Below are 15,330 nucleotides of genomic sequence, written 5' to 3' on the forward strand. Positions count from 1 at the left end.
GCTCGTCCGAGATTCGCCTCGCGCTCCCGCAGGACGACGGCGATTTCGCCAGAGCCGCTGCCCGCTGTGTCGGCGTCGCCGAGTGCCGCAAGCACGATTCCGGCGTCATGTGCCCAAGCTACATGGCGACGCGGGAGGAAGCCTATTCGACGAGGGGCCGCGCACGGCTGCTCCACGAAATGACGCTGGGCGATGTGGTCGAGGACGGCTGGAAGTCGGAGGCAGTGCGCGAGGCGCTGGATTTCTGCCTCGCCTGCAAGGGATGCCGCAGCGAGTGCCCGGTACATGTGGACATGGCAGCCTACAAGGCCGAGTTCATGCACCATCACTACAAGGGCCGCCTGCGGCCGCGCGCGGCCTACGCCATGGGTCTGATCTGGTGGTGGTCGCGTCTTGGCAGCCACTTTCCGTCCTTCGTTAACGCCGTTACGCAAACGGCCCCGCTCTCCGGGCTCGCCAAGCGAGTCGGGGGCTTCGCGCCCGAGCGCAGCATTCCCCGCTTTGCAAATCCCGACTTCCGAACCTGGTTCCGGCGCCGGCAGAAGACGGGGGGCGGCAACGGCGAGGAAAAACGCGTCTTGCTGTGGCCGGACACCTTCAACTGCTACCTCACGACCGAGCCGCTGAAGGCCGCTGTGACGGTGCTCGAGCAGGCCGGCTGGCAGGTGGAGATCCCGCCGCGGCCCGTCTGTTGCGGACGGCCGCTTTACGCCCAGGGCTTCCTGGGTCTCGCCGACCGGCTGTGGCGGCGCACGCTGTCGACGCTGCGACCCTGGATCGACGCGGGCGTTCCCGTCGTCGGGCTCGAGCCGGCCTGCGTCGCGGCCTTCCGCGACGAGCTTTTGCAGATGTTTCCTGACGATGCTCAGGCGCAGCGCCTCTCGAGCCAGACTTTCCTGCTCAGCGAGTTCCTGCTCGAGAACGGCTACGAACCGCCCGCGCGCAAGGGCAGGGCGCTGGTGCATGCCCACTGCCACCACCACGCGGTCATGGGGGCGCAGCCGGAGGTCGATCTCTTGGAGAAGACCGGAATGGACGTCGAGTTGCTCGACGACGGCTGCTGCGGCATGGCAGGTGACTACGGCTTCCGCGCCGAGACCTACGACATCGCCATGCGGGCCGGCGAACGGGCCTTCCTGCCGCGGTTCAGGGAAGCCGGCGACGCCTGCTTCGTCGCGGACGGGTTCAGTTGTCGCGAGCAGGCTCGCCAAGCGACCGGTCGCGCACCGATCACGCTGCCCGAGCTCTTGGCGGAAGCGCCGAACGACCGCTGAGTCGCGGAAGGCGGCGCACCGCCGCGCGGCCGATCAGTCGGTCAACGCTGAGCAGTTTGGAGGATTTTTCCATGCTGCGAGGCTAACCAGCCCCGAACCACGATTCCCAATGTAACGGTGCGTGATCTCATCGGCGGCGCTAAGTGGGCGCAGGCTGCGCGCGGGTGGCATCTTCTTTACAGTGCCGCATGTATGTCGGCCCGATCGCGCGAAATCTTAGCCTGCAAAGGAGCGGGCAGAAGACCAGGCACCGCGTTTTCGAGATTGCACAATGCCACCCGACGGGCGGGCGGGCTTCACTTCGAGGCGATCAGGCCCGCGATCAGGGCGGCGACAGACCCGATGCCCAGGACCCCAAGGAACGATCGGTTCTTGATCAGCCACAACTCGCTGCTCGTCGAGCGGGCCCCACTGTCGAACCGGCCGTGAGCTCCGAAGTTGCCGTCCACGGTCGAGAACAGGTTGTCGTCTCCATCGGGTGCCGGCTCATCCGTTTGCTGACCATCGTAGGCCTTGCGGGCGAGGATCGAGTCGAGCCAGCTTGGCGTGAGCCTCTGGCCGAGGATTGTTTCGACCGAGACCCAGCCGAGCCAGAGCTCTCGACGCGGGTTGCGCACCGCGTAGTGAATCGCTTCCGCAGCCACTTCGGGCTGGTAGACGGGTGGCATTGGCTGCGGCCGCTTCGACATCTTGTTCCGGCCCCAATCGAATTGCGGCGTGTTCATCCCCGGCAGATGCACGGCAACGAGCTTTACCTGGCTGCCATTGTGGATCAATTCGCAGCGCAGGGAGTCCGTAAAGCCGACGATCGCGTGCTTCGCGCCGCAATAGGCGGACTGCAACGGAATCGACCGGTAGGCAAGGGCCGACCCGACCTGCACGATGGTACCCCGGTCGCGTTGGTTCATCCGCCTGAGCGCCGACATCGTACCGTGCACGAAGCCGAGATAGGTCACCTCGGTGGCGCGTTTGAATTCCTCGGGGGAGACTTCGAGGAAGGGGCCAAAGATGGTTGTCATCGCGGCGTTGATCCACACATCTATGGGTCCGAGCTCGCGCTCGATCCTCTCGGCCGCCTGCTCGACGGCTTCGGGATCGGCAACGTCGGCCGGACAGATAAGGGCCCGTCCGCCCGCTTGCTCGACCTCTGCTGCGGCGCGCTCCAGCCGGGCCCTGTTTCGCGCGATCAGCGCGACTTTGGCGCCGTCGGCCGCGAACCGCTGGGCCGTTGCGCGTCCCACGCCGGCGGAGGCGCCGGTGATGACAACCGTATCTAACATGCTGGTGAAACGTCCGATGCGCCGCGCGGTTCCGCCCGGGCTGATCGGGGCACGCGCGATGGAACCCGGTCTCGGCACCGCTCGTTTCTGGTGGTGAGTGCGTGCCCGAGGAGCGATCCCGCGCCGGGTGCGGGCGTATCCGCTCCTGATGCGCCTGCGGCCGCCGCGGGGCGGGAAGGACACCGAGACCGACCTGCCGACACCGACAAATTGGGACTGAGAGATCGAAGATGGAAAACGGACTTGGACGCAAGCGTTGGGCCATCGCCGAGGGATACATTCCCGAACAGAGCAACGGCCCACAGCCCCAGATGCTGAGCCACGAAACCGTGTGCCTGCTCAATACCGGCGATCGTGACGCCCGGGTCGCAATTACCTTGTATTTCGGCGACCGCGATCCGGTCGGACCGTACCGCCTGACAGTGCCCGCCCGCCGCACGCGGCATGTACGTTTCAACGACCTTGACGATCCGGAAGCGGTGCCAAAAGACACCGACTATGCCAGCGTGATCGAGTCCGATACTCCGATCATCGCTCAGCACACCCGGCTGGACTCGCGGCAGGCGGAGAATGCGCTGATGACCACGATCGCCTGTCCGTGCGATTGAGATGCCGCCGCCGCGCGCGGCTCTCGAAGCGGGCCTCAAAATTTCCCGCTGATGGAGCTGGGCAACTGTCTCTAGGCCGCCGTCAAGCTTGCTGGCCGGCTGTGGCGCGGAGTCAGCCGGGTCGGGCACCCGGAAACGGCCCGAGATAGCTCGCCCGGCATTCCACCTGAAAAAGATGATTGTAGAGCTGTGCCACCCACTGCTTGCCTTCGATCGTCTGTTCGAGGTAGCGCAGCCCCGCCCCGATGTAGGGTTGCACCTGCGACCAGAAGAACTCGGGGTATTTCTCGACCAAGTCCATGGGCGAGTTGTAGCCCAGCTTCTCCGCCACCCCGGTTTCGGCGAACTCCTGATAGAGACCGTTGATCTTGCGGTGGTAGAACGGGTCTCCCATCTGGCCGATCAGATCGGCCGCCCGGACCAGAGCCGGCTCCGTCTCGGTATCGGCATAGGCCGGGTCCTTGGGCACCGGGAACCGCGTGAAGTCGATCGCGCGCGCGATCCTTTCCTCGTCGATGTAGCTCGATGCCGCGAAGCGTTCGCGCGCGTAGATCATGCCCCGGTCAACGTGATAGGGCGCCATGATCGCGTCGGATGCACCGCGCGGGGGCGTCACCGTCTCTCCCGCCGCGTTTATCACGACCTGGCCGTCCCGGTCTCCCTTGCAGATGCCGCGCACATAGCCGATGTCGTGGATCAGCAATGCCACCGTGTAGTGGACCCAGTCCTCGGGCTGCAAGGCTTCCGAAATCAGGCGGCCCCGCATGATCTGCTGTCCGACCAGCGTCACCATCATGGTGTGCTCGGCATTGTGATACAGCGCATCCGAGTTGCCGAGCCGCTCCAGGACAAGGCGCGCGGCGCCGCCGATGAACGAAGCGTACTCCATCTTGCGGTCGGAAAAGTGCTGGAGATAGAGTTCCGACAGGTAATCTCCGAACGCGGATGCTACGACCGAAGTCGGATTGAACATAAGCGCCTCCCTGGGCGAGACGATCGATAGGTTAATTCATCAACCGCTGCACTTCACTGACTCTTTCGGCGGCGAAGATAGTCCCGCTTTCGTGCTGCCGGGCAGCGAGCGCGCCGTGTTCAGGCTGCCACGCTCCTGGGCATCGAGCATGTCGAGGAGACCGGTCTCCCAGTCCAGATACGCCCGGGCCGCAGCAAGGTTGCCGTGGTGCCGGTCGTGGGCGAAGAACAGGAAATCGATGCACTCATCATCCGCCGGATTGTCCGGACTGGCGGCCAGGCGGAGCCCGGCTTTCTGCCAGTCCGCCTCGGTGCCGGGGACAAACGAGATCGGCCCGCGATACGCCTCGGCCAGGTCGAGCGCGGCCGCCTCGGCGATGCCGCGCTCTCGCGCCACCAGCAGGACCTCGGAGGCGCCGGATAGATCCAGCCTTTCCAGCCGCGGGCGGATCGCCCACCGGGCGCGCGATATGTGCGCCGGCCGAAACGACATCGACGGAGACAAATCGATAAGCTTGGCGCCGGCGTCAAGGCGTGCGGTAACCTCGGTGCAGGCGACTTCCGCCAGGTGTGCCGCCGGGTCCACCACGGCCGGAGGAACCTTCCCGCGCGAGGCATCCGCGTCGAGAATCGCGACGTCGTGTCCCATGCCGCGGAGCCACAGGGCCGTCATCGCCGCTCGCAGGCCGGTGTCGTCGGAAAGGATTATTCTTGCGCCGCGCACCGCAACCCAATGGTCGGTCGCCTGCACGAGCTGACCGCCGGGGGCGTGCAGAGCGCCCGGAACATGCGCCGCGGCGAACTCCTCGGCCGTGCGCACGTCAAAGAGATAAGAGGTGCGCGACGAACCGCCCTGCCGCCCATCGACCGCGCCAGGCTCAATCAAGGGTATCCGCGCGGTCGCGATCAGGCGCCAGGCAACGTCCCGGCTGGCCGCGCGCTCGGCCGGTAAAAGTTCTGGCAGGGCGCCGGGCGCAGTTCCCCGGGCGAGCTCGAAGCCAGCCAGCTGCCAGCCTTGGGTGCCGTTCCTGAGGGCGACGACCTCGTTCGCCACGCCGAGATTGCGCAGGGTCTGCGCGCCGATGATCGAGCGGGTGCGTCCCGCGCAATTGATCACGATCCGGGTCTCCGGGCCAGCCCCGAGGGCAGGAAGCCGGTAGCCCAGTTCGGCGTTCGGGCAGCATCGGGCACCGGGCAGCGTCATGCTTCGGAACTCTTCCGGCGTGCGCCCGTCGAGGATAATCAGATCGTCTCCGGCCTCCTGTGCCGCCTTCAGCCCGGCCGGTGAAATCGAGGGCGTCTGCATCTCGTGCTCGACCAGTTCGCCGAAGGCCTTCGAGGCCACGTTGACCCCCTTGAATAGGGTGAACCCCGCCTCGGCCCAGCCAGCCGCGCCTCCCTCCATGACAGTGACGTCCGTGTAGCCGATTGCGGCCAAGCGGCATGCAGCCTTCTCGGCGACACCGTCGCCTTCATCCAGCACCACGCAGCGGACCGTCCGGCGCGGCATCAGTCGCGGTGCCATCATCTCAAGTCGACTGTAGGGTATGTTCACGGCAAAGAAGGGATGCCCCTCGCCGTACTGGCCATGTTCGCGCACATCCACGAGGGCGACCTCTCCCCCGTCCGAGAGCATCGCTTTGACTGCAGCGACCTCGGCGTAGCGCATCCCGCTCAGGCCTTTGTCTTGACGGTCATCTCCATGACCTTGCAGGTGCCCTTCTCGATGTCGAATGTCAGGCGCCTGTCCAGCGTCTCGAGCGGGCGGCCATAGAAATGCAGGTGGCGGATCGTCTGGTTGCCGCGGATTTCGACGCTATGCACGTCGTCGGGCAACATCGCGATGGCGTTGCCCGGCCCGACGGCGATCGTCTCGCGCGGGCGGACCTGGGCCTTGCCGGGGATCGAGCCGTCGTCGAGCCGGTCATAGAGCGTGTTGTGCTCGACGCCCTCCACTGCCGCGACGCAGGCCCAGGTGGTGTGATTGTGCGGCGGGATGCGCTTGCCGCCGCGCATCACATTGAGATAGAGCGAGATGCCCCTCCGCCCCTCCTGCCCGATCAGGTAGCGATTTTGCTTCTCGCCTTCGGCGGGCGAGGGGAAGTCCGTCTCGCACCAGATCTCCTTGTGAGCGGCGAGCTCGAGTACGCGGGCGCGGATGCCGTCCAGCACCTCGCGATCGATGGGCGCAGAATCAACCAGCTTGCGGGTGTCGGCGATAAGCATTGCAACCTGGCAGCCGCGCTCGGCAGCGGGATCGGTCATCGTCGGGCTCCGGGACACTTTTACTTTTCGGCAGTGTAGGGATACGCCTTGCGACTGTCGAGCGCCCCGGAAGCGCCGCGCTCTTGCCGAGCAGCCGGCGGTCCGAGGTGCGGTTGCGGGCCGGCCGCACGCTCGCGCTTTTCGCGTGGCTGCCGCCTCATGCGGTGGTATTTGGAATCGCACATGAACGGGCCGCCGGGTTCGCTGGGACGGCTTTGGCGACGACCGTGCCCGTCCGGTACCACGGGCAGGACGGATTCGGCATTGCGCCGATTGAGCGCGCTTTCGGCCGTGCTGTGGCTGCAACCTCCGTCCCGCGGTTCCAAGGGACTTAGGCAGCGGCGGCGGCTGATAATGCGAGCACCGCGGATATAAAGGAGCCGCCGGGCCTATCTCATCGGGTTCGGCCGCGTTACGCTGTCCTGACACGATGCAGCAGGGGAAGAGTAGGGCCACGATGCTCTCACCGGACGGACGGGTGGTGATGATCTCCGGCGCCAATCGCGGGATTGGCTTGGCGACAGCCAGGCTTCTCGCCGAGCAAGGCTATCTGCTCAGCCTCGGCGCCCGGGACACCGCAATGCTGGAGGCGGCGACGCACGGAATGCCTCGGGACCGGGTCTATCGCTGCCAATGGGAGGCGCAAGACGCCGCCACCTCGAAGTCCTGAGCCGCAGGCACGATCGATCGTTTCGGACGCCTCGACGCAGTCGTCGCCAATGCCGGCCTGTCACTGCCCGCACGCCTCGAGGACGAGGACGAAACAAATTACGACAAGATGTGGGAGGTTAATTTCAAGGGCCCACCGCGGCTGATCCGCGCCGCCTTGCCGGCGCTGCGGGCCGCAAAGACGGGCCGCGTGGTCGTGCTGGCGTCGCTCTCGGGCAAGCGGCTTCTCTCGGACAGTCTCGGCTATCCAGCCAGCAAGTTCGCCGCGGTTGCCCTGGCGCACGCCACGCGCCGCGCAGGCTATGCCGACGGCGTGCGCGCGACCGCTCTGTGCCCGGGCATGGTGGACACCGAGATGGTCGCGCACAGCAACACGCCCGTGAGCGAGTTCAAGATCGAGCCTGAAGCCATCGCGCGATCCGTCGAGTACCTCCTGAGTCTGCCGAACAGGGCGTCCGTTGCCGAGCTTCTGGTCAGCAGCCGGCTCGAGGCCTCGATCTAGCGTATCGGCGCAGGCCGTGATGGGCCATGCCGTCCGTTCGGGTTGGGCGGGGTCAGTTAGCCAGGCGTGGCAGCGAGACGATGGCCTTCAACCCCGGGGCGTTGGCTTCGAGCCGGATCTCGCCGCCATGCAGCTCGGCAATTGCCTGCGCCATGCTCAGGCCGAGTCCGCTGCCCTCTGTCGTGCGGCTGCGCTCGAGCCGATAGAGGCGGCGGAAGACGCGATCGCGTTCCTCGGGCGGAATGCCAGGCCCCGTGTCGGATACCGTCAGCAGGACGCGATCCTGCGTGGCCCGCGCGGCGAACGCTATGTCCGCGGGCGGCGGCGCATGCCGGATCGCGTTGGTCAAAAGGTTCGACAACATCTGCGCCAGTAGATCCCGGTCCCCCTCGACCGTCAGCACGGTACCATCCTCGATTTCTGACACGAAGCGGTGCCCCGCCTCTTCTACCGCCGGCTGAAACGCCTCGGCGACCGCCTCTACCAACTCGACCATGTCGGTCGGGCGGAAGCGGGTGCGCGGACTCCCGCCCTCGATCTGCGCGATGCGGAGCAGCGCCTGAAAGGTTTGCACGATCTGATCGCTCTGCTCCACCGCCTCGTCGATTACCGCCTCGATGCGCTGCGCTAGCTCGGGCTCACGGCGGATGCCTTCGAGCGTGCTTCTCAGCCGCTGGATCGGGGTCTTGAGATCGTGCGCAACGTCGGCCGAGACCTGCTTCAAACTGGCGACGTTCTTCGACAGCTGCCCCAGCATCGCATTGATCGAAGCTGCCACGCGATCCAGATCATCCCCCGGGCTCGAGGCGTCCTGCGGAACCCGGCGATCCAGCTCACCGGCAGCCACTTCATCGAGCGTGCGCGCAATCCCGCGAATTCGCGTCTCGGCGCGCCGCGCGAAGGCTGCGGCGCCGACCATGACGAGCACGAGGGCAATCCCAAGACCCCAAAGCGTCGCGGCAGCGAAGATCCTCTGGACGTCCTCGATCGAGTTCGTGCTGCGCGCCAGGATCAGGGTTCCCTTGCCGAGCCGAGTGCCCAAAGCCAGGTAATCCTGGTCGAGCCGCACGCCGTCGGTGGCGATCAGCGCGCTCTCGGAGACCGAGCGCCAGCCGACGAAGGGGTGTTTGAATATGGCATTGCCGGCGTGTCTCTTGTGCTTTTGGCCGGTGTAGAAATACAGCGTCTCGCCGCTCTCGATCAACGCATGCGCTTGCAGTTGCGCAATCAGGGCGTTCAGCCCCTGGGTTCGATAGGAGGCGACCAGGAACTCCGTTTCGTCCTCGATCTGGTCTTTGGTCCACTGCCTGAGGTCCTGCGCGATCAGCCAGTATGAGGCCAGGAAGGCGACCAGCATCGCCATCGTGGAAAGCCCGGTGATTGCCGCGGCAAGGCGGAATGTGGTCGACCGGAGAAAGGTCCGCCGCGGCTGCGCCGTCATGGCGCCCGGAGCGTGTATCCGGCGCCGCGGACGGTATGGATCAGCTCGGTCTCGAAGGGCTTGTCGACTTTTGAGCGGAGTCGGCTGATGTGAGTCTCGACGACATTCGTCTGTGGGTCGAAGTGAAAGTCCCAGACCGCCTCGAGCAACATGGTGCGGGTTTGCACGCGGCCTGCCCGGCGCATCAGATGCTCGAGCAGCCGGAACTCGCGCGGCTGCAGGTCGATGCGCTTGCCGCTCCGCGTGACCGTGCGTCGTAGCAGGTCCATCTCCAGGTCTCCCACCCGCAGGACATTGGTCTCGGCGCTCAGTTGCGGGCGGCGACCCAGTGCGTTGATGCGGGCGGACAACTCGGCGAAGGAGAAGGGCTTGACCAGGTAGTCGTCCGCGCCGGCGTTCAAGCCCTCGACCCGGTCGTCGACTCCGTCGAGCGCAGTGAGAAACAGGACCGGAACTTTGACCTTCGCCGCACGCAGCGTCTTTACCAGCGACAATCCGTCGAGCCCAGGCAGCATTCTGTCGACCACCAGGATGTCATAGCCTCCGGTGCTCGCCTGGATCAGTCCCTCGCGGCCCTCGGCCAGGTGATCGACGACGTGACCTTCCTCGGTCAGCCCCGACATGACGTAGCGCGCGGTCTGCTCGTCGTCTTCGATCAGCAATACTTTCATGCTCTACGTGCCTTCCCGGCCGACCGGCGAGGTCGATTATCGCAATCGCGGCCGCTCTTTCTCTGTTCGCCCCTCTTGCCGCCACAACCCTTGATCTGCCGATCCAGCGCCCTCGCCAGTCGCGTTTTTGGCCCCCGGTGCGATTGCTCTGCCAGCGGATATGGCAACACCCTCACCGAATATAGCCGCATTTCACAGCTACGGGATTTCCGTCGCGTTACAAGCCGCTAATCTTACTGCCTCGACGCGCGCGGGCAGGAGAGTGCGATTGCTGCCAGGGTTCAGCCGTATCGGGGGTGGCGCGCGCGGCCACATCCGGGGCACCGTAGGCAGCCGGATGACCCGCCGCAATCGTTACGGCATTAGCCGTGGTTGCGCGGGAACCTCTTTTGCCGCGCACAAAGGGAGAGTGTGCCATGTTCGGCAGATGCGGCGTGATCGACGCTGATTGTCAGGCCGGCGCAGATCGCTCGGCAGCAGGCTGCGGCATTTGGTTTTCGCAGGATGCGATAACGTGAAAAAAATCGTCGTCTTGCTCTTTATCGCCTGCGTAGGTGGCGCGGCCTGGTATTATTACCAGTTGCATCGCCCCGAGCAAGCAAGCCCCTATCTGACGCTCTACGGCAACATCGATATCCGCGACGTCGCGCTGGGCTTCCGGGTTTCCGGCCGAATCGAGTCGATGAAGTTCGAGGAGGGAGATTCTGTCGACAAGGGCGTCGTGCTGGCCGTCCTCGACAAGGAGCCGTTCCGCAAGGAACTGGCACTTCGGGATGCCGAGTGGGCCGAGGCGCAGGCCGCTCTCAGGAACGCCGAAAAGAACTACGAACGCCGCGCCGAGCTTCTCAAGCGCGGGACGATCTCGGAGAGCGCCTACGACGAGGCACTGGCCGCCCGCGACGAGGCCCGGGCCCGTGCGCGGACAGCCAAGGCGAGTCTCGACCTTGCGCAGGAGAACCTCGACGACACTGAGATCCACGCCCCCGACCGCGGCATCATCCTGACCCGTGTGCGCGAGCCGGGCTCCATCGTGGCGATGGGCGCGCCTGTCTACACCCTGGCACTGATCAGCCCGGTGTGGGTGCGGACCTATGTCGCGGAGCCCGATCTCGGCCAGGTCTACCCCGGGCAGCAGGCCACCGTGCGCACGGATAGCGGTGGCGTCTACAAAGGCCAGGTTGGCTTCATTTCTCCCCAGGCGGAGTTCACCCCCAAGACTGTCGAGACGACCGAGTTGCGCACCGACCTGGTCTATCGGCTCCGCGTCATCGTCGCCAATCCGGACGAGGGACTGCGCCAGGGGATGCCGGTCACCGTGATTCTCAAGAAACGGACAGCGGGATCCTGATGCCGGAGCCCATCGTCCGGATCGAGGGCTTAACCAAGCGCTTCAATGGCATGGACCATCCGGCGCTGAAGGCGATATCGGCCGAGATTGTGCCGGGGCGGATGACGGGCCTGGTGGGGCCGGACGGGGCCGGCAAGACCACCCTCATTCGGCATATCGTCGGCCTCATGCATGCCGATGAGGGAACAATCACAGTAGACGGACGAGACTACAGGACCGAAGCCGAGGCCATACACGAGATTACCGGCTACATGCCGCAGAAGTTCGGCCTTTACGAGGATCTCAGCGTCATCGAGAACCTGCGCCTGCATGCCGATCTACGCCCGGTCACCGGCGCGCGGCGGGCCGACAAGTTCGACCGGCTTTTGAACTTTACCGACCTGCGCGAGTTCCAGTCTCGCCTCGCCGGCAGGCTTTCCGGCGGCATGAAGCAGAAACTCGGTCTTGCCTGCGCGCTGATCGGCGATCCGAAGCTGCTTTTGCTCGACGAGCCCAGCGTCGGCGTCGACCCGATCTCGCGGCGCGAGCTCTGGCGGATGGTACAGGATCTGCTCTCCGACGGGATGGCCGTGCTCTGGTCGACTGCTTATCTCGACGAGGCCGAGCGCTGTGACACGGTCGTCCTGCTCAACGAGGGCGAGAAGTTGCATGACGGGCCGCCGGCGGACCTGCTCGAACAGGTCGCAGACCGCACCTGGCACGTCGAGGGCGCCCCCGAGGACGAGAGACGCGCCATGCTCATGCGCCTGTTGCAGCAGGACGCCGTCATCGACGGCGTGATCCAGGGCAGCGACATACGCATAGTTCTTCGAAAGGACGCCCCGAAGCCCGCGCTCGAGCGCGGCGAATGGCGCACGGTAGAGCCCCGCTTCGAGGACGCCTTTATCGACATCCTCGGAGGCGGCCCCGGCGGCCGCTCGGTGCTGGCCGAGCGCATGGCCGAAAAGCCGGCCGGGGACCAGCCGGTGATCGACGCCCGCGGCCTGACCAAGCGCTTCGGCGATTTCACGGCCGTGCGCGATAACAGCTTCCGCATTGGGCGGGGCGAGATCTTCGGCCTGCTCGGCCCGAACGGAGCCGGGAAGTCCACGACCTTCAAAATGATGTGCGGGCTGCTGCAGCCGACCGAGGGACAGGCCTTCGTCACCGGGTTCGACCTGAAGACCGCGACCTCGAGGGCGCGCGCGCGCATCGGCTACATGGCGCAGAAGTTCTCGCTCTACGGCAACCTCAGCGTGGCGCAGAACCTGACCTTTTTCTCCGGTCTCTACGGGCTTCGGGGCAGGGGTCAACGTCAGCAGCTCGAGCTGATGACGGAGATCTTCAATCTCGGGAGATTCCTTTCGATGAGTGCGGGCGAACTGCCACTCGGCTTCAAACAGCGCCTGGCGCTCGCCTGCGCCGTCATGCACCAGCCGGATGTGCTGTTCCTCGATGAGCCGACCTCGGGGGTCGATCCCATCACGCGGCGCGAGTTCTGGACCCACATCAACGCCATGGTGGAGAAGGGCGTGACCGTCATGGTGACGACGCACTTCATGGACGAGGCCGAGTACTGCGACCGTATCGGCCTGATCTACCGTGGCGAGAACATCGCAACGGGCACGCCCGACGACCTCAAGGCGCAGGCCGCCCGCCTCGCGCCCGAGCTGCAATCGCCCACGCTCGAGGACGCCTTCATCGCGCTGGTGCGCAACAGCGACGCCACACGTCTGCGCGGAGAGGCAGCATGAGGCGGCTTCTGGCACTGATCCGCAAGGAGACGCTGCAGATCGTGCGCGATCCCAGCTCGATCCTGATTGCCTTCGTGCTGCCGCTGATCCTGCTGTTCATCTTCGGCTATGGTGTCAATCTCGACACCAATCGCATCAGGATCGGCCTGGTTCTCGAGGATCGCACGCCCGACATCATGAGCCTGGCCACCGCCTTTTCCAACTCGCGCTTCCTCGACGTCACCGTGGCGCGCGACGAGCGCGTGTTCGAGGACGACCTCGTCGCTACCCGGCTACGCGGGATCGTGGTGATCCCGCAGAATTTCTCCGCCGAGGCGATCCTCGGGAACCACCCAGCCAGCCTTCAGGTGATCGCCGATGGCTCCGAGCCGAACATCGCCTCCTTCGTGCAGAACTATGCTCAGGGCGTGCTCCAGGTGTGGCTCAGGCACGAGGCGATCGACCGCGGGCTGGATATCGGCAATCCGGCGATCTCGGTCCAGCCGCGGGTCTGGTACAACCCGGCGCTCAAAAGCCGGAACTTTCTGCTTCCAGGTTCCATCGCCATTATCATGACGCTGATCGGCACCCTCCTGACCGCGCTCGTGATCGCCCGCGAGTGGGAGCGCGGCACGATGGAGGCGATGATGGCGACGCCGGTCTCCATCCTGCAGATTCTGCTTGGCAAGCTCATCCCCTATTTCCTGCTGGGGGTCGGCTCCATGAGCATCTGCTGGGTGGTCGCAATATTCTGGTACGGGGTCCCGTTCCGAGGCTCGTTCGCTGCACTTCTGGTTGCCACAGCCATATTCATGGTCGGCGCCCTCGGCCAGGGCCTGTTTATATCGACGGTGGCGCGGGACCAGTTCGTCGCCTCCCAGGCGGCGATTATGTCCGCCTTCCTGCCCTCATTCATGCTTTCGGGCTTCATCTTTGACATCGCGGCGATGCCCGAGCCGATCCGTATCCTCACGCACGCCTTCACCGCACGCTACTTCGTCACCAGCCTGCAGACGCTGTTCCTTGCCGGCGACATCTGGCCGCTGCTGCTGGAAAGCATGGGGGCGATGCTCGCGATCGGTCTTGCCTTCTTCGCGCTCACGGCGCTGAGGACCAAAAAGAGGCTCGACGCCTGATGCCGGCCAGCCGCATCCTGGCGCTCATGGTGAAGGAGCTGCTCAGCCTCTTCCGCGACCCCAAGGCGCGGATTGTGCTGATCGGGCCGCCGCTCCTGCAGCTCCTCATCTTTTCATTCGCCGCGACGCTGGAGGTAAAGAACGTCAGCCTCGCGGTGTTCAACCAGGACGCGGGCAAACACGGGACCGAGATCGTGCACCGGCTGGTTGGCTCGCCGACCTTCACACGGATCACCTTCGTCGACAGCCTGGCCCGAAGCCGGCAGTTGATCGACTCGCAAGAGGCCATTGCGGCCGTGCATATTCCGGCCGATTTCTCCCGCCGACTCGAGGCGAGAGAGAGTGCCACTCTCCAGCTCATCCTCGACGGACGGCGTTCGAACGCAGCGCAGATCGTCAGTGGCTATATCACCCGGATCGCCGCAGCCTATGGCCAGGAGGTCGAGGGCCGGCGCGGAGCGCAGCTGCCGCCTACGGTGATTGTCGAACGCAACTGGTTTAACGCTAACCTGCTCTATCTGTGGTTTACAGTGCCATCGCTGGTGGGGATCCTGGCCATGCTGGTCACTGTGATCGTGACGGCGCTGTCGGTGGCGCGCGAGCGCGAGCTCGGGACCTTCGAGCAGCTCCTTGTCTCTCCGCTGATGCCCTGGGAGATCCTGGTCGGAAAGACCGTGCCGGCAATGATGATCGGTGTGGCCGAGGGCATGGTGATCTTCGTCGCGGCAGTCACGGTCTTCGGCATCCCCTTCAGGGGCTCGTTCACGCTGCTGTTGCTCTCGATGCTCGCCTTCGTCACGTCGATCGTCGGCGTAGGCCTGTTCATATCGTCGCTCTCCAAGACGCAGCAGCAGGCAATCCTGGGCACATTCCTGTTTCTCGTGCCGGCGGTCACGCTTTCGGGCTACGCCGCTCCGGTCGAGAACATGCCGCACTGGCTGCAGGTCGCGAACCATGCCAACCCGCTGATGTATTTCCTGATCACCGTGAAGGGACTGTTTCTCAAGGACATGCCGGCGGCGGATGTCTGGGCGAACACCTGGCCGCTCTTGGTTATCGGTGCGGTCACGCTGCCGGTTGCCGGATGGATGTTCAAACGGCGCCTGGAGTGATCTCGGGCGATCGCCACCGGTGAGGTTCACCCCTATCGTGGTTGATCGCGAGTGGCAAAGGCGCCTAACAGGCTGTTGAAGAAGTGGGTGGCGCTCGTGCTGATGGCGTGATTCACTCGCTCTGGGGAACCGGGCGAGGTGGTGATGCGAGGTTGGGAGGGAAGGTCGGGAGAGCTGTTCTCGTATGTTGATCTTGAGGGGCGGGTTCGGCGGGACCATCCGCTGCGGGCGATCCGTGAACTGGCGAACACGACGCTGGGGCGGCTCTCGGGCGCCTTCGCGGGGCTCTACTCCGGCATGGGGCGGCCCTCGATCGCGCCGGAGATGCTGCTGCGGGCGA

15 protein-coding genes are annotated in these 15,330 nt (G+C 65.3%); 9 read left to right on the forward strand and 6 right to left on the reverse strand.

What is annotated here, in order from left to right; translation table 11 throughout:
• The coding region (locus tag AC32QD_RS09250; RefSeq protein WP_492010203.1) for a (Fe-S)-binding protein at positions 1-1,274 on the forward strand (1,274 nt) is incomplete at its 5' end.
• A 296-nt stretch (positions 1,275-1,570) separates the two neighbouring features.
• On the opposite strand, the gene AC32QD_RS09255 is transcribed toward AC32QD_RS09250, so the two are convergent.
• Positions 1,571-2,554: an SDR family oxidoreductase gene (locus AC32QD_RS09255; protein WP_492010204.1), complete on the reverse strand. Its 984-nt coding sequence runs from the start codon at positions 2,552-2,554 to the stop codon at positions 1,571-1,573.
• Between the two features lie 230 nt (positions 2,555-2,784).
• Between AC32QD_RS09255 and AC32QD_RS09260 the strand changes: the two genes are divergently transcribed.
• Positions 2,785-3,162, forward strand: a complete 378-nt coding sequence (locus AC32QD_RS09260) for a sensory rhodopsin transducer (protein WP_492010205.1) — start codon at positions 2,785-2,787, stop codon at positions 3,160-3,162.
• A gap of 112 nt (positions 3,163-3,274) precedes the next feature.
• Here the strand turns inward: AC32QD_RS09260 and AC32QD_RS09265 are convergent, their stop codons facing one another.
• Genes AC32QD_RS09265 through AC32QD_RS09275 form a run of 3 tightly spaced genes read right to left on the reverse strand, consistent with a single transcriptional unit; the run spans position 3,275 to position 6,399 of the window.
• Positions 3,275-4,135, reverse strand: a complete 861-nt coding sequence (locus AC32QD_RS09265; protein ID WP_492010206.1) for a hypothetical protein — start codon at positions 4,133-4,135, stop codon at positions 3,275-3,277.
• 39 nt (positions 4,136-4,174) lie between these two features.
• A complete protein-coding gene (locus AC32QD_RS09270) occupies positions 4,175-5,803 on the reverse strand; it encodes a rhodanese-like domain-containing protein (RefSeq protein WP_492010207.1) in 1,629 nt (542 codons plus the stop codon).
• 5 nt (positions 5,804-5,808) lie between these two features.
• Complete coding sequence (locus tag AC32QD_RS09275; protein WP_492010208.1) at positions 5,809-6,399, reverse strand: cysteine dioxygenase family protein; 591 nt, start codon at positions 6,397-6,399, stop codon at positions 5,809-5,811.
• A 457-nt stretch (positions 6,400-6,856) separates the two neighbouring features.
• Between AC32QD_RS09275 and AC32QD_RS09280 the strand changes: the two genes are divergently transcribed.
• Both AC32QD_RS09280 and AC32QD_RS09285 read left to right on the forward strand, forming a co-directional pair.
• Positions 6,857-7,069 (forward strand): hypothetical protein, encoded by a 213-nt coding sequence (locus tag AC32QD_RS09280; protein WP_492010209.1) that lies wholly within the window; start codon positions 6,857-6,859, stop codon positions 7,067-7,069.
• 12 nt (positions 7,070-7,081) lie between these two features.
• Positions 7,082-7,570, forward strand: coding sequence for an SDR family NAD(P)-dependent oxidoreductase (locus tag AC32QD_RS09285; protein WP_492010216.1), 489 nt, complete (start codon positions 7,082-7,084; stop codon positions 7,568-7,570).
• A 52-nt stretch (positions 7,571-7,622) separates the two neighbouring features.
• Here AC32QD_RS09285 and AC32QD_RS09290 read toward each other — a convergent pair whose 3' ends face one another.
• Together AC32QD_RS09290 and AC32QD_RS09295 are read right to left on the reverse strand one after the other, a co-directional pair.
• Positions 7,623-8,933 (reverse strand): sensor histidine kinase, encoded by a 1,311-nt coding sequence (locus AC32QD_RS09290; protein WP_492010210.1) that lies wholly within the window; start codon positions 8,931-8,933, stop codon positions 7,623-7,625.
• Positions 8,934-9,007: 74 nt separating this feature from the next.
• On the reverse strand, positions 9,008-9,682 hold the full coding sequence (locus tag AC32QD_RS09295) for a winged helix-turn-helix domain-containing protein (protein ID WP_492010211.1): 675 nt from the start codon (positions 9,680-9,682) through the stop codon (positions 9,008-9,010).
• Positions 9,683-10,196: 514 nt separating this feature from the next.
• Here AC32QD_RS09295 and AC32QD_RS09300 point away from each other — a divergent pair.
• The 5 genes from AC32QD_RS09300 to AC32QD_RS09320 all read left to right on the forward strand — a co-directional run.
• On the forward strand, positions 10,197-11,030 hold the full coding sequence (locus AC32QD_RS09300; protein WP_492010212.1) for an efflux RND transporter periplasmic adaptor subunit: 834 nt from the start codon (positions 10,197-10,199) through the stop codon (positions 11,028-11,030).
• The gene (locus AC32QD_RS09305; protein ID WP_492010213.1) at positions 11,030-12,763 is read left to right on the forward strand and encodes an ATP-binding cassette domain-containing protein; all 1,734 of its coding nucleotides are present in this window, start codon (positions 11,030-11,032) and stop codon (positions 12,761-12,763) included. The genes AC32QD_RS09300 and AC32QD_RS09305 overlap by 1 nt, the downstream gene beginning before the upstream one ends.
• Positions 12,760-13,878 carry an ABC transporter permease gene (locus tag AC32QD_RS09310; protein ID WP_492010214.1) on the forward strand — a complete coding sequence of 373 codons (1,119 nt, stop codon included), beginning with the start codon at positions 12,760-12,762 and terminating at the stop codon, positions 13,876-13,878. The genes AC32QD_RS09305 and AC32QD_RS09310 overlap by 4 nt, the downstream gene beginning before the upstream one ends.
• Complete coding sequence (locus AC32QD_RS09315; RefSeq protein WP_492010215.1) at positions 13,878-14,990, forward strand: ABC transporter permease; 1,113 nt, start codon at positions 13,878-13,880, stop codon at positions 14,988-14,990. The genes AC32QD_RS09310 and AC32QD_RS09315 overlap by 1 nt, the downstream gene beginning before the upstream one ends.
• 144 nt (positions 14,991-15,134) lie before the next feature.
• Positions 15,135-15,330: transposase (locus tag AC32QD_RS09320; protein WP_492010217.1), on the forward strand; the 196-nt coding region annotated here is incomplete at its 3' end.

The organism is Thermohalobaculum sp. (assembly GCF_058622915.1).